Raw genomic sequence first — 17,500 nt, forward strand, 5'->3', positions numbered from 1 at the left:
GGCCCACCGCTCACCAACCTCGGCACACCTTAACCCCATATGTGATTTAAACCCACCCCCCACGCATTTTTTCACCTATTTTGTTCCGCATTCAACTGGGCGGCCCCCGTGCCCACCCGGGGCCGCCACTGACGGGTTTTCGAGCTACAGGGTCACGGGTTTGTATGCGGGCCTGCGGCTTTCGAACTCGGTGATCGCCTCGTCCTGCTGCAGAGTGATGCCGATGTCGTCCAGACCGGCCATCAGGCGGTATCGGACCGGGTCGTCGATCGTGAAGGGAACTACCAAGTCCCCGGCGGTCACCGTCTTGTCCTCGAGGTCGACGGTGATCTCCAGCCCGGGATCGTTCTCGAGGGCCTTCCAGAGCAGCTCGACGTTCTCCTGCTCGACCAGAGCGGCCACGAGGCCCGCCTTGCCCGAATTGCCGCGGAAGATGTCCGCGAACCGCGACGAGATGACCACCCGGAAGCCGTAGTCCATGAGGGCCCACACGGCGTGCTCGCGGGAGCTACCGGTGCCGAAGTCCGGTCCGGCGACCAGCACCGAGCCGCGGTCGTAGGGCGGGGTGTTCAGGATGAAGTTCGGATCGCCACGCCAGGCCGAGAACAGTCCGTCCTCGAATCCGGTGCGGGTCACGCGCTTGAGGTAGACGGCGGGGATGATCTGGTCGGTGTCGACGTTGGTGCGGCGCAGCGGCACGCCGATGCCGGTGTGGGTGACGATGGCTTCCATGCTCGTTCTCCTTGACTGCGGACGGGCGGGCGCTACGCGCCGGCGACGGGGGCCAGATCGGCCGGGGCGGAGAGGGTGCCGCGGACGGCCGTCGCGGCGGCGACCGCCGGCGAGACCAGGTGCGTGCGGCTGCCCTTGCCCTGGCGCCCCTCGAAGTTGCGGTTCGACGTGGACGCGGAGCGCTCGCCGGCGGCGAGCTGATCCGGGTTCATGCCCAGGCACATCGAGCAGCCGGCCTGCCGCCACTCGGCGCCGGCGTCGAGGAAGACCTGCCCCAGGCCCTCCTCCTCGGCCTGGGCGCGCACGCGCATCGACCCGGGTACGACGAGCATGCGGACGCCCTCTGCCACCTTGCGGCCGCGGAGGATCTCGGCGACGGCGCGCAGATCCTCGATCCGGCCGTTGGTGCACGAGCCGACGAAGACGGCGTCGACGGCGATGTCGCGCAGCGGGGTGCCCGCCTCGAGGCCCATGTACTGCAGCGCCTTCGCGGCGGTCTCCTTCTCGCCGTCCGAGCCGAAGGACTCGGGATCGGGCACCGAGGCGCTCAGCGGCAGGCCCTGGCCGGGGTTCGTGCCCCAAGTGACGAAGGGAGTGAGCGCGCTGCCGTCGATGTCGACCTCGGCGTCGAAAACCGCGCCCTCGTCGGTGCGAAGGGCGTCCCAGGCCTCGATCGCGGCGTCCCAGTCGGCGCCCTTCGGCGCGTGGTCGCGCCCCTCGAGGTAGTCGTAGGTGATCCGGTCGGGCGCGATCAGGCCGGCGCGGGCGCCGGCCTCGATCGACATGTTGCAGATGGTCATCCGCGCCTCCATCGATAGCTTCTCGATGGCGCTGCCGCGGTACTCGAGGACGTAGCCCTGGCCGCCGCCGGTGCCGATCTTGGCGATGATCGCCAGGATCAGATCCTTGGAGGTGACGCCGGGCTGCAGCTCGCCGGAGACGTTGATGGCCATGGTCTTGAAGGGCTTGAGCGGCAGGGTCTGGGTGGCCAGCACGTGCTCGACCTCCGAGGTGCCGATGCCCATGGCGATGGCGCCGAAGGCTCCGTGCGTGGACGTGTGGCTGTCGCCGCAGACGACCGTCATGCCCGGCTGGGTGAGACCGAGCTGCGGTCCCATCACGTGGACGATGCCCTGCTCGCCGTCGCCCATGGAGTGCAGGCGGACGCCGAACTCGGCACAGTTGCGGCGCAGGGTCTCCACCTGGGTGCGGGAGACCTCGTCGGCGATGGGTTGGACCAGCGTGTCGGTGGGCACGTTGTGGTCCTCGGTGGCGATGGTGAGGTCGGGGCGCCGCACCGGCCGGCCGGCCAGGCGCAGGCCGTCGAAGGCCTGCGGGCTCGTCACCTCGTGCACGAGGTGCAGGTCGATGTAGATGAGGTCGGGCTCGCGCGAGGCGCCCTCGCCCTCCCCCTTGACGACGACGTGCTGATCCCAGACCTTCTCGGCCATTGTGCGCGGCTGCATGCTTCCCACCTGCTCCATGATCTTCGCTCCGCCGGTGGACGCGGGCTGCGCGTTGAATCCCACCATGCGAGAGCCTAGTATCGAACTATGGGAAATGATACCGCACCGTCGGACACCCCCGAAAGCCTCACCCCGGTGAGCGGGATCGGCGTGCTCGACAAGTCGGTGGCCGTGCTGCGCGCGGCCGCGGAGGAGCCGGCGAGCCTCGCCGAGCTGTGCGGCCGCACCGGCCTGCCGCGGGCGACGGCGCACCGTCTGGCCGTCGGGCTGGAGCTGCACGGCCTGCTCACTCGGGACGGGGACGGCCTGTGGCGGCCCGGGTCCGCGCTGCGCGAGCTCGCGGCCAGCACCGCCGACGCGCTCGTCGACACGGCGGCGATGGTCCTGCCCCGGCTCCGCGAGATCACCGGGGAGTCGGTCCAGCTCTACCGCCGCGAGGGCGATCACCGGGTGTGCGTCGCCGCCGCCGAGCCGCCCTCGGGCCTGCGCGACACCGTGCCGGTGGGATCCCGGCTCCCGATGACCGCCGGCTCGGGCGCGAAGGTGCTCGCGGCGTGGGCGGATCCCCGGACCGACTCCTTCTTCAGCGACCGCGCGCTCGCCGAGGTCCGCAAGCGCGGCTGGGCGCAGAGCGCCGGCGAGCGCGAGTCGGGCGTCGCCAGCGTCTCGGCGCCGGTCCGCAATCCGCGCGGCGAGGTGATCGCGGCGATCTCCGTGTCCGGCCCGACCGACCGCATGGGCCGGCGGCCCGGCGCCCGGTGGGCCGCCGACCTGTTGCAGGCGGCGGAGGCGCTGCAGCGCCGGATCTGAGCCGTTACGCCGCCGGACCGCCCACCCGGCAGCGCACCGCGGCACCGTCGACCACGAGGACCGCGGAGACGCGGCTCGTCGTGTCCGCCATGCGCGCCGCGCGGTGCGCGATCACGGCCTCGGCCACCATGGGCCAGACGTCGTGCCGGATCGCGCGCCGGACGGAGCGCGCGCCGTACACCGGGTCGAAGCCGGTCTCCACCAGATGGGCGGCGACCGCGTCGTCGATCGTCAGGTCCACGCCCCGCTTGCGGGCCCGGTCCGCGAACATCTCCAGCTCGTGCCGGGCCACCTCCACCGCGGTGTCCTGGGAGAGCTCCTCGAAGAGCGTCACCTCGTCGATCCGGTTGAGGAACTCGGGATCGAAGAACCGGGCGATCGATTGCTCCGAGATCCGGTCGAGGCGCCCCTCCAGGACGCGGTCCACCCGCTCCCCCGCCGGCGCGGGCAGTAGCCGGGAGACCGAGCGCCCGGCCCGGTGCCACGGACGCTCCTGCTCGGCGCGCAGCTCGCGGCTGCCGAGGTTGGAGGTCATGAACACCAGGCAGTTGCGGAAGTCGTAGCGCTGCTGCCCGTTCGCCAGGGTCAGCTGCCCCCGGTCCAGCACGTGCAGCAGGGCCCGCAGCACCGTGGTGTGGGCCTTCTCCACCTCGTCGAAGAGCACGATCCCGGGCATGGAGACGGTGCCCTCGATGCGGTCGCGATCGAAGACGCTGAGCCCCTCCTTGGAGCCGGAGTAGCCGGGCGGCGCCCCGGCGAAGGACGCGGCGTAGTGCTCCTGCGCCATGGCCGACATGTCCACCTGGCAGAAGTCGTCCGGCCCCGTCCGCAGCGCGGAGGCCAGCTGGCGGACGATCTCGGTCTTGCCGGTCCCGGTGGGGCCGACCAGCAGGTGACTGGCGAGAGGACGGGTCTTGTCCGTGAGGCCCGCCTGCACCACCGAAAGGGTCTTGAAGATCGACTCGATCGCGTGGTCCTGTCCGAAGACGTTGGCGCGCAGCTGCGCCAGGATCCGCGCCGCGTCGACCCGCCCGACCGCCGCCTTGGCGAACTCGGCGTCGATGGGGCGGGACTCGGAGTGGCCGGACCCCTGGCCGCCGACGGCGACGCCCTCGGCGGCCAGGCGATCGGTGATGAAGGGCACGGTCTACGCCTCGCGGGTCTTCTCGGTGGGCAGGGTCCCGACGGGGCAGTCGGCGACGCCGATCGTGTCGCGCGTGAAGGATTCGACCTGCTCCCGCGCGGCCTCGGCGTCGGTGACCCACAGCTTGTAGAAGTCGAAGGGGCACTCGGCGACGCCCTTGTCGCCCTCGCCCGCGGCGTGGATGCCCGTGTAGCCGCGGTGGAGGATCTTGAAGAGGTGGTTCTGCGACTGGTCGTGCTTGCGGGCGTCGCGGATCGTCGAGACGGAGAGCTGCGCGTACTGGATGCCGTACTCCTCCTCGCCGGTCTCGCCGAGCGTGCGGCCGTCGAAGCCGATGATCGCCGAGTGGCCGAAGTAGGAGTAGACGCCGTCGAAGCCGGCGGCGTTGGCGACGGCGACGTAGACGTTGTTGGCCCAGGCCATGGCCTTGGCCATGAGCACCTGCTGATCCTTCGACGGGTACATGTAGCCCTGGCAGCGCACCACGAGCTCCGCGCCCTTCATGGCGCAGTCGCGCCAGATCTCCGGGTAATTGCCGTCGTCGCAGACGATGAGCGAGACCTTGAGCCCCTTGGGGCCGTCCACGACATAGGTGGAGCTGCCGGGGTACCAGCCCTCGATGGGGGCCCACGGGATGATCTTGCGGTACTTCTGGACGATCTCGCCCTGGTCGTTGATGAGGATCAGGGTGTTGTAGGGCGGCTTGTTCGGGTGGTCCTCGTGCTGCTCACCGGTGATGGAGAAGACGCCCCAGGTGCCGGCCTTGCGGCAGGCGTCGGAGAAGATCTTCGTCTCCTCGCCGGGGATCGCGGCGGCGGTGGCGTACATCTCGTCGGGGTCGTACATGATGCCCTGCGTGGAGTACTCGGGGAAGACGACGAGGTCCATGCCCGGCAGGCCGGCCTTCATGCCGACGATCATCTCGGCGATCTTGTGACAGTTCTCGATGACCCCGGCACGGTCGTGCAGGCGCGGCATCTTGTAGTTGACGACGGCGACGCCGACGGTGTCCGGGCTGGAGGAGATGTCTCCGTGACGCATGGTGGGACCTTTCGTTGATTTCGTTGATGTCGTTGCAGGGCAGGGATTGCCGGATCAGGCGGCCTCGGGCGCGGCGGCCGCCGGCACGGACTGGAGCGCGGACGCCGGAGCCGGCAGCGACGGCAGCACCCGCGCCGCCACGGCGCTCAGCACCAGGAGCGCGACGGCGATCACCACCGCCCACAGGGCCGCCGACGTACTGGTGGGCCAGTTCCCCCGCCAGATCAGCAGCGCGGGGACCGTCGCGGTCAGGTGCGAGCCGACGAGGATCAGCCAGCCGGTGAAGGGCATGAGCGAGGTCTTCCCGACGGCCAGGATGAGGAAGAACAACAGCCACATCACGGCCCAGACGAACCAGATGACGCCGAAGACGGGGTCCGACGAGAAGGAGAAGACGCCGAAGACGATCGCCATGGCGGACACGAAGAGCGAGTACCAGCCGAGGCCGCGGCCGTCGTTGCCCATGAGGTTGTTGACGCCGACGTAGAGGTAGGTGAGGCCGAACAGGTAGCTCGACCCCGCCCCGAAGACCCCGCCGAGGTCACCGTCGGCGGCGACGACCGCGAGCGTCGGTAGGACGACCTGTATCGCCCCGACGAAGAGGTTGAAGACGCCCGCCTCGCGGGCGGAGATCGCCCCGAGGAACCAGGCCCCGTTGACGAACAGAACGGCTCCGACGAAGAGCAATCCGAGTGTGGTCATCGCGACTCCCGATTTATTACCGATTCGGCACTATCTCTGATCGGTAGTATTCGCGGACAGCTCGATGCGCGCAGCGGAATCGGTGAAAACGCAGGTAGGGGTTGCTACGACAGGCGCAGGACGAGCGACTCCCAGACCTCGCGGCCGGTGTCGGAGAGCGTCAGCAGAACACTGCGCCGGTCGCCCGGAGCGGGTCGCCGGTACGCGAGGTTGCGCTCGACCAGGCGGTCGACCAGGCGGGTGGTGGACGACGGAGTGGTGCCGGTCCGGGCCGCCAGCTCACCGACGGTGGCGCCTTCGACCGCGGCGAGCAGGCGCAGCGCGCGGAAGTGCTCGACGGTGAGGTCGTGCTCCGCGAGGGCCGGAGTGAGGACGTTCATGACGAGATCGTCGGCCTCGCAGACGGCCGCGAAAGCGGTGCGCGCCGGCGCCTCCCGCAGGTCCGCGCTCGCGTCCATGTCCGCCCCGATCCTCGACTGTGTCATCGCAATCCGCGACCACTGTATCGCGTTCTTCCCCGGCTGCGGGCGCGCTCCGCGTAGGCTCGTCTGCACACCGGTCCGTAGGGCAGGACTTCAGACGAGCGGACGTCCATGAGCGAGTACACCGTTGGGTTGTTGTACCCCCGACGTGGCCCCGCGGGGCTGTTCGGCCCGTCGTGCCTCAGTTGCACGACGCTGGCCGCCGACGACATCAACACCCGGGGCGGGATCCTCGGGCGCGAGTTGACCGTGCGCCCCATCGACTCCGCCACCGGCGTGGCGAACGTGACGCGCGAGGTCGAATCCCTGCTGGCGGCGGGCGAGATCGACGCCATCGTCGGCTGGCACACCTCCGACGTGCGGCGCGCGCTCTCCGCGCGGCTCGACCTGCGAGTGCCCTACGTCTACACCGCGCTCTACGAGGGCGGCGAGTCGACGGCCGGTGTCTTCCTCACGGGCGAGACGCCCGAGGAGCAGATCCTCCCCGCCCTCGAATGGCTCCGCCGGGAACGCGGACTGCGCCGGTGGTGGATCGTCGGCAGCGACTACCTCTGGGCCCGCGACAGCGCGAAGGCGTGCGTGCGCTTCGCGCGCCGCCTCGGCGACGATCTCGTGGGCGCGCGCTTCGTCCCCGTCGGCACCGAGGACTTCTCGTCCGTCGTCACCGACATCGCGCGCTCCGACGCCGACGGCGTGCTCATGCTCCTCCTCGGGCAGGACGCGGTCGAGTTCAACCGGGCCTTCGCGGCGGCCGGCCTCGACGGTGCCTTCGTGCGCTATTCGCCGCTCATGGACGAGCACATGCTGATGGCCTCGGGCCCGGACGCCACGCGCGACCTGTTCGCCTCGGCGGGCTACTTCGACTCCGTGGTGACGTCCGAGTCGATGGAGTTCGGCGCCCGCTACTTCGGCCGCTTCGGCCCCGACGCCTGCACCCCGACGTCGATGGGCGAGTCCTGCTTCGAGGGCATGCTCCTGCTCGAGTCCCTGTTGTCGACGGTGCGCAGCACGGACGTCCGGGACATCATGGCGGGGGTCGGCGGCGTGCACTACGAAGGGGCCCGCGGCAACATGGCGCTCCGCGACGGCCACGCGCATCAGCGGATGTACCTGGCGCGCGCGGAGGGCTGCGACTTCGACGTGATCAGCCAGCTCTGAGCGTCCCACTCGCGGGCGGCGCGCTGAGGGCCGCGAAGGTGGGGACCTCGGTGTAGAGATTGTCCAGCGCGTGCACGTCGGCCGGCCCGGTCGAGCCGTCGGGCTTCAGGCTGAGGGCGCCGCGCACCTCGGCCACCCAGATCGCCGTGTTCGGGTTGATCCCGCGCTGGGCGGCGCTGCGTTCGAGGTGGACGTCGTAGGCGCGGCCGTGCGGATCGTTCACGCTCGGCGCGGTCGGCGCCATGGTGCGCCACCCGCCGGCGAAGACCGGCACGACGCCGGGCCCGGGCCGGCGCCACAGGTCGCGGATCGCCGCGAGGGCGTTGGCGATCCGGTATCCGAAGCCCAGCGAATCGTTCTCGACGGGGCCGGTGGAGCACAGGCCCGGCCCGAGCATGGACCAGTCGAAGCGCAGCCCCGGATAGTCGTCGTAGTCCTCCGGCCGGACCGCGGCCTTGGGTCGCACGGACTCCCGCAGCCGGCCGCGTTGCGCCACCTCGCCGACCATCCAGAGCAGGGACCGGTCCGAGTAGAAGGAGTTCTCGTACCCTCCGCCCACGTCGAGGTGGACGCCGTCGAACCACACCTGCCGGATGTCCCGGTGCGCGCCGCCCCACAGGCAGGGCGCGAAGGGCCGGCGGCGCTCGCCGAGCGCGAGGGCCTGTCGGGCGCGGTTCACCTTCGGGCTGAGCTCGACGTCGTGGAACCGGTACTTCTCGCGGGCGATGCCGGGGAGGCCCAGGGCGCCGACGGTGTCGAAGACGCCCAGATTGTCGATGGTGACGACGCCCTCGTCGTAGCAGTACGGCTGCAGCCTCGCGAGGTCCGCGTCGTGCTTCGGGTCCTTCTTCTCGCCCGGCGGCCGCGTCCGGTACACGGACATCGCCTCGGGTAGCTTGTCCTGCGCGACGCCGTCCGGGGTCAGAAGGCCGACGTGGGAGATCATCCCGATGAGGCTTCGCGCCGTGTAGGCGCCGCGGCTGAAGCCGAACACCGAGATCCGGTCGCCCGGCTCGTAGTTGAGCGCCAGGAAGCAGTAGCAGTCGAGGATGTTCGCGTCGAGCCCGAACCCGAAGGCACCCGCGAGAACGCGCTCGATCCGGCTGCCGGCGGAGCCCACGCCGCGCTGGTAGTAGACGATCTGGGGCTCGCCGTCGTGCCCGACGGGGGCCACGCCGCGGGCGATCTTCTCCACGTTCGAGACGTGCTTGTTGTCGGGCTTCTGCCACGTGCCGTCGCAGCAGATCACCAGGGTCTTCGGCTTCCGGATGGCGTTCATGGTCCGACCGTACGAAGCGGGCGGACAGCGGTCACGAGTAGTGGGCTACTCGATTCGGGCCGCATCGCGGCGCCCCCGCACGAGCGCGGACGCGAGGCCCGCGCGATCGGTCGCGTCCACCTTGGCGCAGGCGCGGTAGATGTGCCCCTCGACCGTCCGGACCGACAGGAACAGCCGGTCCGCGATCTCCTTGTTCGTGAGTCCGGCGGCGATGAGATTCGCGATCTCCCGCTCCCGGGTGGTGAGCGGGAGCGGGTGGGCGGACTCCGCGAGTGCGGGCGTCCGCAGGCCGCCGCACGCCGCGGCCAGACGGTCCGCGGTGGCCGCGGAGGCGTGCATCGCGCTCCGTGCGTCCGCCAGTGCGTGCATGCTCGCCGCCGCAGCGGCCGCATCCGCCGCCGAGGGCAGGGCGCCGATCCGCTCGAACTCCGCCGCGCAGGCGTCGAGGCCCGCACCGTCCCGGTCGGCCAGCGCGCGGGCGTGCCGGGCGTACACCGGGACCAGCACGCCGTCCAGTCGTTCCGCGAGCGCATCGAGGCGGTCGGCGATCCCGGGCTCCGCGTCACCGAGCCGCGCGGCGGTGTGCAGCGCCTCCGCCTCGAGGGCGTGCTGCCCGCTCGCCCCCGCGGCGTCGGCCGCCGCCCGGGAGGTGGCGATCGCCGCGGACGTGGTCCCCGCCGCCGCCTCCTGCCACGCCTGCGCGATCATGAGCTGGTGGCCGAACACCGCCACGTTGTCCCCGAAATGCCGGCGGGCGTCGAGCATCGCCGCGGCCGCCGCCTCCGCCTCGCCGAGCGCGGCGTACGCCTGCGCCAGCTGGAACCGCGCGGGGAAGACCCACGAGACGTCGGGGCGGTCGCGGACCGTCGCCAGGGTCTGCTCCGCCTGCTGGACGACCCGCGCGTAGTTCCCCTCCGCGAGGTCGACCGCGCTGACATGGATGCCGGAGAGCGCCCACGCGAGGAACTGCCCCGCGGAACGGAACTCGACGTAGCGCTGCGCCGCGGCGCGGGCGCGCTCGAAGGCCCCGGTGAGCGTCAGCGCGAGGATCTCCCCGTAGCCCGCGGGGAACCGCAGCACGCCGTCCGTGTGCGGTTCGGCCTCGCGGCCACGCACCGCGAGCGCCGCCACCTCGTCGCCGCGGCCGGCCAGCGCCCGCGCGAAACCGCCTGCGAAGACGGCCCATTCCACGGCCCAGGGCGTTGCCGCGGGCGACCCGATGACGCCGTCCGCCAGCTCCAGCGCCCGCGGCAGGTCATCGGTGAACGCGGCGCACGCCGCCCCGATGCCCTGCACGATGAGTGCGAGGACGGGCGCCTCGACGCGCTCGGCCAGCAGCGCTAGCACCTCGTTCGCGGCGGCCACGTCGCCGACCGCCCAGAACAGGTTCCCGATCCGCTGCGCGCCCCACAGCACGAGCTCGACCTCGTCGAGATCGTCGGAGTCGAAGGCCCGGAGCACCCGGTCGGACTCGGCCGCCTCGCCCTGCCACATCAGCGCGCGCGCCAGGAGGCACGCGGCGGGCAGCCCGGCCCCGCCGTCCAGTGCGGCGCGGGCGAAGCGCTCCCCCATCGGGACGTTCGCGAGCATCAGGGCGTCGCGGGCGGCATCGCACAGGAGGCCCGGTTCGAGGTCGGCGTCGCTGTCGAGAGCCAGTCCCGCGAGCCGGATCCGGTCCGACGCCGAGGAGACCTCGCGCCGCCCCAGCGCCTCGACGAGGTGCCCGCGCAGCCGCCGCGACGCGGCGAATCCCAGCCGGCCCCGGATCACCTCGCCGAAGAGCGGATGCGCGTAGCGGACCGAGAGCGCGCGGCCCTCGCGGGCGATCCGGATCAGCCCCTCGGCCTCGGCCTTCTCCACGGCGTCGTCCCCACCGAGGTCGGCCAGCACGTCGAGGTCGATCGGCTCGCAGAGCGTCAGCAGCTTCAGCACGTGCAGCACGGCGTCGTCGAGGTGGTCGACGCGCCCGTCGAGGAGCGAGGCCAACTCCGAGGTCACCGCCGCCCGTCCGCGCATCTGCCACACGCCGCCGACCTCCCGCAGCGCCCCCGATTCCAGCGCCCCCTGCACGAGGTGCTTGAGGTAGAGCGCGTTCCCACCGGAGGCCTCCCACATCAGGCGGGCCGACAGGCCCTCGAGGCGTCCCCCGACCGCCGCCTCGACCAGCTCGACGCTCTGCTCCAGCGTGAAGGGATCCAGCGCGATCCGGACGACGTGGCCGTCCTTCCACAGGCTGGTGATGGCGTCGGGCACCGCCTCGCCGCTGCGGACCGTCGCGATGAGGTGGACGGCGCGGTCGATGGCGAGTTGGTGCAGCAGGGTCGCCGAGAGCTCGTCGAGCAGATGCGCATCGTCCACGCCGACGACGAGGTGCCCGTCCGCGAGCAGCGATTCCCGCGCCGCCGACAGGTAGGTGACCGGATCGGTGGAGGTGGCCGGGCCGACGAGATGCGCGAACACCCCGAGGGGGATCCCGCGCGCGGATTCCGTTCCCGCGACCCACTGCACGTGCAGCTTCGAATCCGCCGCGACCGACCGCGCGAGCGTCGTCTTGCCGACGCCGGCGTCCCCCGTCACGATGACCCCACAGCCCGCGGACCCCGCATCGAGCGCCGCGCGGACGTCGTCGTACTCGCGCCCCCGCTCGACGATCCGCAACTGCTGTCGCATGAACACCTATTCTAGTCCCGGTGCGGCCCGACTGCGCAGGTCGAATCTCCCGGGTTTTCCTGCCCGGCACGTCGATTCGGGTACTAATGGTCGAAAATTCGATGTTTGCGATCCGCCGCGGCTGATCTCGCACCGCCGTCCACGGAGCCGGCGAGAAATCAGGTAGTGCGCTACTCGTGTGCTCGGCGTCGCTGCTGCGCAGACTTTCCTTCAGGTCGCCGTACGCACCAGCGGAATCCCTCTCCCGCCCCGGCGATCTCCGCACCGAAGGAGCGAGCGAATGTCCGTTTTCGTCTTCTGCGCCCGGGGCACCGGCGAACCCGTCTCGGGCAACATGCTGGACAACGTCACCCGGCAATTGCGCGAGGTCACCGTGGAACAGGTGATCTACAGCGCCTCGATCAGCCTCGACAACGCCGCCCGCGATCCGCTGGCACCGTCGGGCGACAACAGCGCGACGCAGGTGGTGGACTGGCTCCGCAGCCGGACCGCGGCGCTCCACCCCGGGGACCGTTACATCGTTCTCGGCTACTCGCTCGGCGCCGTCGGCGTGAACCGGTGGCTCAAGACGAGTGCTGACACGGCGGGTTGCCTGATGGTCGGCACCATCGCCGACCCCAGCCGGCGGGCGGGCGTCTCCTACGGGCTGCCGATCGCGCCGAACCGCTTCGGCATCTACGCGACGGGCGGCACCGGGACCGTGCCGAACGACCAGCGGTCGCCGGTGCCGTTGTTCGAGATCGCCAGTCCCGGCGACGTGATGACCTCCTGCCCCGCCGTATCGCCCCTGCACGCCTTCGCCGGTCCGGTGATGGCATTCACCCTGACCGACCCGAACCGCCTGATCGCGCAGCTCGTCGACGACGGGATCGAGGACGTCGTCTCCGATCTCGCGAACGTCGGGCACTGGTTCGACCCGGGGTGGTGGTCCTGGCCGGCAGATCTGTCGGGCTTCGCGAGCGGACAGCACACCACCGCGTACGGCCTCCCCATGTGGCGCGACAGCGCGAACCGGCCGGTCTCCGGGATCGACCTGCTCGCCCGTGTCTGCAGCTGGAAGAAGTCGGTGGTGCCGGTATGAGCGCGTACACCCGCGACGGGGTCGCCGCCGCGTTCATCGCGGAGGGGCGCCGGTCCGGCGTCTCCGAGCGCGGGATCGTGATCTGCCTGGCGACCGGCCTCGTCGAATCGAACCTCACCGTCTACGCCAACCCCGCCGACCCCGATTCCCTCAAGGAACCCCACGACGCCATCGGCTCGGACGCGAACAGCGTCGGGCCCCTGCAGCAGCGGGCACCGTGGTGGGGCTCGAGCGCGCGGGAGCGCATGGACCCCACCCTGAGCTCGCGCCTGTTCTACACGGCACTCAAGGCGCAGCCCTTCGACTCGCCCGCCCACACGCCCGGCTGGTACGCCCAGCAGGTCCAGCGCTCGGCCTTCCCCGATCGCTACGACGAGCGGATGGCGCAGGCGCAGGCGATCTACGACCGCTTGGCCGCGGCCGCCCCGTCACCCTTTCCCGACGACGCGAACGGAGTCGCGATGTCCCCCGCACCCGCCTACACCGAACTCGACCGGATGGGCGGTTCCCGCTCGTCGCGCAACGGCGCGGTGATCCGGAACTTCCTCCTGCACACCGAGGAGGGGAACAGCACCGCCGAGCGCCTCGCCGCCTTCTGCAACGACGCGGCGCACGGCGCCAGCTACCACTACACCGTGCGGGACGGGGTGGTGTGCGACGTCGTCGACACCGACTTCGCCTCGTGGAGCGTGCTCAGCGCCAACCCGTACACGATCAACCTGTGCTTCGCGGGCAGTCACGCCGGGTGGTCGCGCGCCGACTGGCTCGAGCGCCGCGCCGACCTCACGATCGCGGCGTGGCTCGCGGTGGCGGACGCGCGCAAGTACGGCTTCGCCACGACCGTCGTCGCCCCGCCGTACCGGGTCACCGACGGCATCAGCGATCACCGGTACGTCACCCGCGCGGGCATCGGCGACCACACCGACGTGGGCGACGGCTTCCCCTGGGACGTCTTCGCCGCGGACGTCGCCGTGTTCAGCGGCGCGGCGGCTCCCGCGGACGCCGCCAAGGCCGGCGCTCCCGCAGCGCCGGCCGCCGCGGGCCCGGTGCCCGTCCCGCCGCCGATCGACGCCGCGGCGCAGGCGGAGGCCGCGATCGGCGCCGTCGCTGCCCGGGCCGCCGACTGGCTCGGCCCGCGGAAGGACCTCGTCGCGGTCGCCTGCCCCGACGAGCGCGGCTGGTTCGCGGCCTTCCGGGGCGGCACGATCTACTGGACCGCCCTCACCGGGGCGCACGCCGTGCCGACCCGCTTGCTGGAGTCCTACACGTCCTACCAGCGGGAGAACGGCCCCCTCGGCTACCCGGTGGTCGACCACACCGAGCTGCCGGACGGGCAGGTCGAGGCCTTCGAGCGCGGGGTGCTCTACCGGCGCCGCGACGCGGCGCAGGGCTTCTTCGTGGCGGGCACGATCGGCGCCCGCTGGGCCCGCGACGGCTACGAGAAGGGGCCTCTGGGATGGCCCGTCTCGTCGGAGATGAGGCTCGCCGACGGCGGCGTGCGGCAGGACTTCGAACACGGGCGGCTGTACTGGTCGCCCGACGGAACCACGGTGGTCGGCGCGGCCGGCGCACCCGATGCGGCCGGCGCGGCGCCGGCCGCCTGACACCGGAAGAGGTGGAGATCATGGAGGAGAACAGGAGCCGGATCCTCCCGCGGAGGATCCCCGAATCAGTCCGGCGCGCGCTGTACGCCACCGCGGGCCCGCTCGTCACACTGTTGGCCGCGGGCGGCCTCATCCCGGGGAACCAGGCCGCGGCCTGGACCTCGCTGGTGATCGCAGCCGTCACACTGCTCATCGCGGTGGTCAACTGCGAGTCCCGCTGGCGCAACGCCGTCTATCTGACCACCGCGGCGCTCCAGGCCGTGCTGCAGGGCTACGGCATCGGCACGGACGCGACGTGGGCGGCGATCAGCGGCATCGTGGTGTCCCTGCTGGGGATCGGGCTGGCCGCGGCGTTCACGCCGTCGGGGCTGGCCGAGGAGAACCGCACCGCAGCGCCGCGCGCCGTGCCGGTGGGATAGCTCCGGGGAGGAACGACGAAGGCCCGGATCGCATGATCCGGGCCTTCCGTTGTACCCCCGATGGGATTCGAACCCACGCTACCGCCGTGAGAGGGCGGCGTCCTAGGCCGCTAGACGACGGGGGCCAGAACTATTGCCGATGCGCACGAGGCGCCTCGACGATGTCGATGAAGGTAGCACACCTGCATCGAACGTACCCCCGATGGGATTCGAACCCACGCTACCGCCGTGAGAGGGCGGCGTCCTAGGCCGCTAGACGACGGGGGCTAGGACTGCGCCCTCCGCACGCGGAGGGCGCTGTCACGCTGGCCTACCAGGACTCGAACCTAGAACAACTGAACCAGAATCAGCCGTGTTGCCAATTACACCATAGGCCACTGACTCAGTTCGAAGTCGTTTCCGACCTCGTTTTGAGCCGCGATCCAGCTTACCCAGCCGCACTGGGAACGCCAAATCGGCAGGTCATCCCCTACTGCGGGGCGGCACCGTCGGCGGGTACCAGGGCGCGGGCGGCCACGAGCCGGCTCAGCGTCCGCTCCCGCCCGAGGAGCTCCAGCGACTCGAACAGAGGCGGGCTGATCGGCGAGCCCGTCACGCCCACGCGGATCGGGGCGTAGGCCTTGCGCGGCTTGAGCTCGAGCTCGTCGATGAGCCGGCCCTTGAGGGCGCCCTCGATGGCGTCGGTGGTCCAGTCCGCGAGCCCGTCGAGCGCGGCGATGCTCTCGTCGAGCACCTGGCCGGCGTCGGCCTTGATGTTCTTCGCGGCGGCCGCGGGATCGACCTCGAAGTCGGCCTCGTCGACGTAGAGGAACTTCAGCAGGTCCCAGGCGTCCGAGAGCACCACGATGCGGGTCTGCACGAGCTCGGCGGCGGTCGGGAACTCCGCGCCGAGGCGCGCACCGTCGACGAAGCCCCGGTCGACGAGGAAGGCCCGCAGGCGCGCCTCGAAGTCCTCGGGGGCGAGGAGGCGGATGTGCTCGGCGTTGATCGCGTCGGCCTTCTTCTGATCGAAGCGCGCCGGGTTCGAGTTCACCCGGTGCACGTCGAAGGCGGCGATCATCTCGTCGAGGCTGAAGACGTCGTTGTCGGCCGAGATGCCCCAGCCGAGCAGCGCGAGGTAGTTGAGCAGCCCCTCCGGGATGAAGCCGCGGTCGCGGTGGTGGAAGAGGTTGGACTCGGGGTCGCGCTTGGACAGCTTCTTGTTGCCCTCCCCCATCACGAACGGCAGGTGTCCGAACTCGGGGGTGCGCTCGGCGACGCCGATCGCCTCCAGCGCCTCGTACAGCGCGATCTGCCGCGGCGTGGAGCTGAGCAGGTCCTCGCCGCGCAGGACGTGCGTGATCTTCATCATCGCGTCGTCGACGGGGTTGACCAGGGTGTACAGCGGGTCGCCGTTCGCGCGCGTGAGAGCGAAGTCGGGGACGCTGCCCGCGGCGAAGGTGGTCTCGCCGCGCACCATGTCGTTCCAGGTGAAGTCGTGGTCGGGCATCTTCAACCGCACGACGGGGTTGCGGCCCTCGGCGAGGTAGGCGGCCTTCTGCTCGTCGGTGAGGTCACGATCGAAGTTGTCGTAGCCCAGCTTCGGGTTCCGGCCGGCGGCGACGTGCCGCGCCTCCACCTCCTCCGGGGTCGAGAAGGCCTCGTAGGCGTAACCGCCCTCGACGAGGCAGCGCACGACGTCCAGGTGCAGGTCCTTGCGCTCGGACTGGCGGTAGGGGCCGTAGGGTCCGCCCACCTCGGGCCCTTCGTCCCAGTCGAGTCCGAGCCAGCGCAGCGACTCGAGGATCGCTGCGTAGCTCTCCTCGCTGTCGCGGGCGGCGTCGGTGTCCTCGATCCGGAAGACGAAGGTGCCCCCGGTGTGTCGCGCGTGGGCGAAGTTGAACAGCGCGGTGCGCACCATGCCGACGTGCGGCGTGCCGGTGGGCGACGGGCAGAAGCGCACGCGGACGGACCCGGGCGCGGCGGCGTTCGACGGTGCGGCGGAAGACTCAGTCACGACGTCCAGCGTAGTCGCCGCGCACGACGCGGCCGCTCACGCGTGCGCCGCGACCAGCGACCGGATCTTCTCGAGTTGCAGCGCGGACACCTCGTCGGCGCGCTCGTCCTCGGCGAAGACGTTGGAGCAGATGATCGCGTCCTCGCGGGCGAGGAACCCGGAAGCGCCGAGGTGGCCGAACAGCTCGTCCCAATCCACATCGCCGTCGCCGATGGTGAGGTGCTGGTGCACGCGGACCGCGTTGCCGGGCGGGTTGGTGATGTACCGCAGGCCGTGCGAGCGGCGGTGATCGAAGCTGTCCGCGGCGTACACGGCGCCGAGCCGCTCCCCCAGCTGCGGGATCAGCGTGGCCGCGCGGTCGCCGTAGTGGAAGGTGTGGCTGCCCACGTACACGAAGCCGACGGCCGGGGTGTCCAGCCCGCGGATGATCCGCCAGGCCTCGAGCCCGTCCTCGACGAAGTCGTCGGGGTGCGGGTCGATGTTCAGCGTCACGCCCTCCCGCTCGAGGAGCGGGACGAGCTCGTCCATGCTGCGGTAGAAGCCCGCCTCGGACTCCTCGGCGCGCTCGGGCCGGCCGCTGAACTCGGTGTTGATGACGGGCGTCTCGAGCTCCGCGGCGATCGCGATGATGCGCCGGAAGTTCCGGACCGCCACCTCGCGCTGCGGTTCGTCGGGCCACGAGATGCGCTGCACCGGGAGCAGCGACGTGATCCCGACGCCCGCGTCGGCGGCGCGCTTGCGCACGCGCGCGAGCTGCGCCCGGTCCACGCGCGGGTGCGCGAAGAACGGGATGAAGTCGGCGTGCGGGGTCAGCTGGATCCACTCGTAGCCGGCCTTGGCGGCCACGTCGAAGAAGTCCTCGAAGTCGTGCGTCGAGTGGTACGGCGTGGGATCGAGGGCGATGCGGACCACGATG

General features: G+C 71.2%; 15 protein-coding genes and 3 tRNA genes. 5 read left to right on the forward strand and 13 right to left on the reverse strand.

What is annotated here, in order from left to right:
- Positions 1-144: 144 nt before the first annotated feature.
- Together leuD and leuC are read right to left on the reverse strand one after the other, a co-directional pair.
- Positions 145-732: a 3-isopropylmalate dehydratase small subunit gene (gene leuD, locus WFK95_RS22960; protein WP_336672089.1), complete on the reverse strand. Its 588-nt coding sequence runs from the start codon at positions 730-732 to the stop codon at positions 145-147.
- Between the two features lie 32 nt (positions 733-764).
- Positions 765-2,198 (reverse strand): 3-isopropylmalate dehydratase large subunit, encoded by a 1,434-nt coding sequence (gene leuC, locus WFK95_RS22965; RefSeq protein WP_224646824.1) that lies wholly within the window; start codon positions 2,196-2,198, stop codon positions 765-767.
- 87 nt (positions 2,199-2,285) lie between these two features.
- Here leuC and WFK95_RS22970 point away from each other — a divergent pair, with 87 nt between their 5' ends.
- Positions 2,286-3,008 carry an IclR family transcriptional regulator gene (locus tag WFK95_RS22970; RefSeq protein ID WP_224646815.1) on the forward strand — a complete coding sequence of 241 codons (723 nt, stop codon included), beginning with the start codon at positions 2,286-2,288 and terminating at the stop codon, positions 3,006-3,008.
- A 4-nt stretch (positions 3,009-3,012) separates the two neighbouring features.
- Here WFK95_RS22970 and WFK95_RS22975 read toward each other — a convergent pair whose 3' ends face one another.
- The 4 genes from WFK95_RS22975 to WFK95_RS22990 all read right to left on the reverse strand — a co-directional run bounded on the left by WFK95_RS22975 (position 3,013) and on the right by WFK95_RS22990 (position 6,353).
- The gene (locus WFK95_RS22975; RefSeq protein WP_336672090.1) at positions 3,013-4,152 is read right to left on the reverse strand and encodes an AAA family ATPase; all 1,140 of its coding nucleotides are present in this window, start codon (positions 4,150-4,152) and stop codon (positions 3,013-3,015) included.
- Positions 4,153-4,155: 3 nt separating this feature from the next.
- Positions 4,156-5,193 carry an aliphatic amidase gene (locus WFK95_RS22980; protein WP_068521441.1) on the reverse strand — a complete coding sequence of 346 codons (1,038 nt, stop codon included), beginning with the start codon at positions 5,191-5,193 and terminating at the stop codon, positions 4,156-4,158.
- Between the two features lie 54 nt (positions 5,194-5,247).
- Entirely contained in the window at positions 5,248-5,895 is a 648-nt protein-coding gene (locus WFK95_RS22985; protein ID WP_224646813.1) for an AmiS/UreI family transporter, read from the reverse strand.
- 104 nt (positions 5,896-5,999) lie between these two features.
- On the reverse strand, positions 6,000-6,353 hold the full coding sequence (locus WFK95_RS22990) for a MarR family transcriptional regulator (RefSeq protein WP_336672091.1): 354 nt from the start codon (positions 6,351-6,353) through the stop codon (positions 6,000-6,002).
- Between the two features lie 135 nt (positions 6,354-6,488).
- Between WFK95_RS22990 and WFK95_RS22995 the strand changes: the two genes are divergently transcribed.
- Entirely contained in the window at positions 6,489-7,535 is a 1,047-nt protein-coding gene (locus tag WFK95_RS22995) for a substrate-binding domain-containing protein (RefSeq protein ID WP_224646811.1), read from the forward strand.
- On the opposite strand, the gene WFK95_RS23000 is transcribed toward WFK95_RS22995, so the two are convergent.
- Complete coding sequence (locus WFK95_RS23000; RefSeq protein WP_224646810.1) at positions 7,522-8,814, reverse strand: DUF2235 domain-containing protein; 1,293 nt, start codon at positions 8,812-8,814, stop codon at positions 7,522-7,524. The genes WFK95_RS22995 and WFK95_RS23000 overlap by 14 nt on opposite strands.
- Positions 8,815-8,859: 45 nt before the next feature.
- Positions 8,860-11,484 (reverse strand): helix-turn-helix transcriptional regulator, encoded by a 2,625-nt coding sequence (locus WFK95_RS23005; RefSeq protein ID WP_336672092.1) that lies wholly within the window; start codon positions 11,482-11,484, stop codon positions 8,860-8,862.
- A 280-nt stretch (positions 11,485-11,764) separates the two neighbouring features.
- On the opposite strand from WFK95_RS23005, the gene WFK95_RS23010 reads away from it, so the two are divergent.
- The 3 genes from WFK95_RS23010 to WFK95_RS23020 are packed head-to-tail and all read left to right on the forward strand — an operon-like array spanning position 11,765 to position 14,588.
- Positions 11,765-12,565 (forward strand): hypothetical protein, encoded by an 801-nt coding sequence (locus tag WFK95_RS23010; protein ID WP_336672093.1) that lies wholly within the window; start codon positions 11,765-11,767, stop codon positions 12,563-12,565.
- Positions 12,562-14,169 (forward strand): N-acetylmuramoyl-L-alanine amidase, encoded by a 1,608-nt coding sequence (locus tag WFK95_RS23015; protein WP_336672094.1) that lies wholly within the window; start codon positions 12,562-12,564, stop codon positions 14,167-14,169. The genes WFK95_RS23010 and WFK95_RS23015 overlap by 4 nt, the downstream gene beginning before the upstream one ends.
- A gap of 20 nt (positions 14,170-14,189) precedes the next feature.
- Positions 14,190-14,588, forward strand: coding sequence for a phage holin (locus WFK95_RS23020; protein WP_224646806.1), 399 nt, complete (start codon positions 14,190-14,192; stop codon positions 14,586-14,588).
- A 52-nt stretch (positions 14,589-14,640) separates the two neighbouring features.
- On the opposite strand, the gene WFK95_RS23025 is transcribed toward WFK95_RS23020, so the two are convergent.
- The 5 genes from WFK95_RS23025 to WFK95_RS23045 form a co-directional block, all read right to left on the reverse strand.
- A tRNA-Glu gene (locus WFK95_RS23025) sits at positions 14,641-14,713 on the reverse strand.
- A 69-nt stretch (positions 14,714-14,782) separates the two neighbouring features.
- Positions 14,783-14,855, reverse strand: a tRNA-Glu gene (locus WFK95_RS23030).
- Positions 14,856-14,893: 38 nt separating this feature from the next.
- Positions 14,894-14,965: transfer RNA gene (locus WFK95_RS23035), tRNA-Gln, on the reverse strand.
- 92 nt (positions 14,966-15,057) lie between these two features.
- Positions 15,058-16,584 (reverse strand): glutamate--tRNA ligase, encoded by a 1,527-nt coding sequence (gltX, locus tag WFK95_RS23040; RefSeq protein WP_336672095.1) that lies wholly within the window; start codon positions 16,582-16,584, stop codon positions 15,058-15,060.
- Between the two features lie 36 nt (positions 16,585-16,620).
- Positions 16,621-17,496 carry a sugar phosphate isomerase/epimerase family protein gene (locus WFK95_RS23045; protein WP_336672096.1) on the reverse strand — a complete coding sequence of 292 codons (876 nt, stop codon included), beginning with the start codon at positions 17,494-17,496 and terminating at the stop codon, positions 16,621-16,623.
- Positions 17,497-17,500 lie beyond the last annotated feature (4 nt).

It is taken from the genome of Tsukamurella sp. USMM236, from assembly GCF_037148755.1.
Classification (GTDB): Bacteria; Actinomycetota; Actinomycetes; order Mycobacteriales; family Mycobacteriaceae; genus Tsukamurella.

What these genes read in the sequence shown, in the direction of transcription:
- WFK95_RS22970 (WP_224646815.1), top strand. Translation starts at nt 2,286, where the DNA reads ATGGGAAATGATACCGCACCGTCGGACACCCCCGAAAGCCTCACCCCG.
- WFK95_RS22995 (WP_224646811.1), top strand. Translation starts at nt 6,489, where the DNA reads ATGAGCGAGTACACCGTTGGGTTGTTGTACCCCCGACGTGGCCCCGCG.
- leuC (WP_224646824.1), bottom strand. Translation starts at nt 2,198, where the DNA reads ATGCAGCCGCGCACAATGGCCGAGAAGGTCTGGGATCAGCACGTCGTC.
- leuD (WP_336672089.1), bottom strand. Translation starts at nt 732, where the DNA reads ATGGAAGCCATCGTCACCCACACCGGCATCGGCGTGCCGCTGCGCCGC.
- WFK95_RS23015 (WP_336672094.1), top strand. Translation starts at nt 12,562, where the DNA reads ATGAGCGCGTACACCCGCGACGGGGTCGCCGCCGCGTTCATCGCGGAG.
- WFK95_RS22990 (WP_336672091.1), bottom strand. Translation starts at nt 6,353, where the DNA reads ATGGACGCGAGCGCGGACCTGCGGGAGGCGCCGGCGCGCACCGCTTTC.
- WFK95_RS22985 (WP_224646813.1), bottom strand. Translation starts at nt 5,895, where the DNA reads ATGACCACACTCGGATTGCTCTTCGTCGGAGCCGTTCTGTTCGTCAAC.
- WFK95_RS23005 (WP_336672092.1), bottom strand. Translation starts at nt 11,484, where the DNA reads ATGCGACAGCAGTTGCGGATCGTCGAGCGGGGGCGCGAGTACGACGAC.
- WFK95_RS23010 (WP_336672093.1), top strand. Translation starts at nt 11,765, where the DNA reads ATGTCCGTTTTCGTCTTCTGCGCCCGGGGCACCGGCGAACCCGTCTCG.
- WFK95_RS23000 (WP_224646810.1), bottom strand. Translation starts at nt 8,814, where the DNA reads ATGAACGCCATCCGGAAGCCGAAGACCCTGGTGATCTGCTGCGACGGC.
- WFK95_RS23020 (WP_224646806.1), top strand. Translation starts at nt 14,190, where the DNA reads ATGGAGGAGAACAGGAGCCGGATCCTCCCGCGGAGGATCCCCGAATCA.
- WFK95_RS22980 (WP_068521441.1), bottom strand. Translation starts at nt 5,193, where the DNA reads ATGCGTCACGGAGACATCTCCTCCAGCCCGGACACCGTCGGCGTCGCC.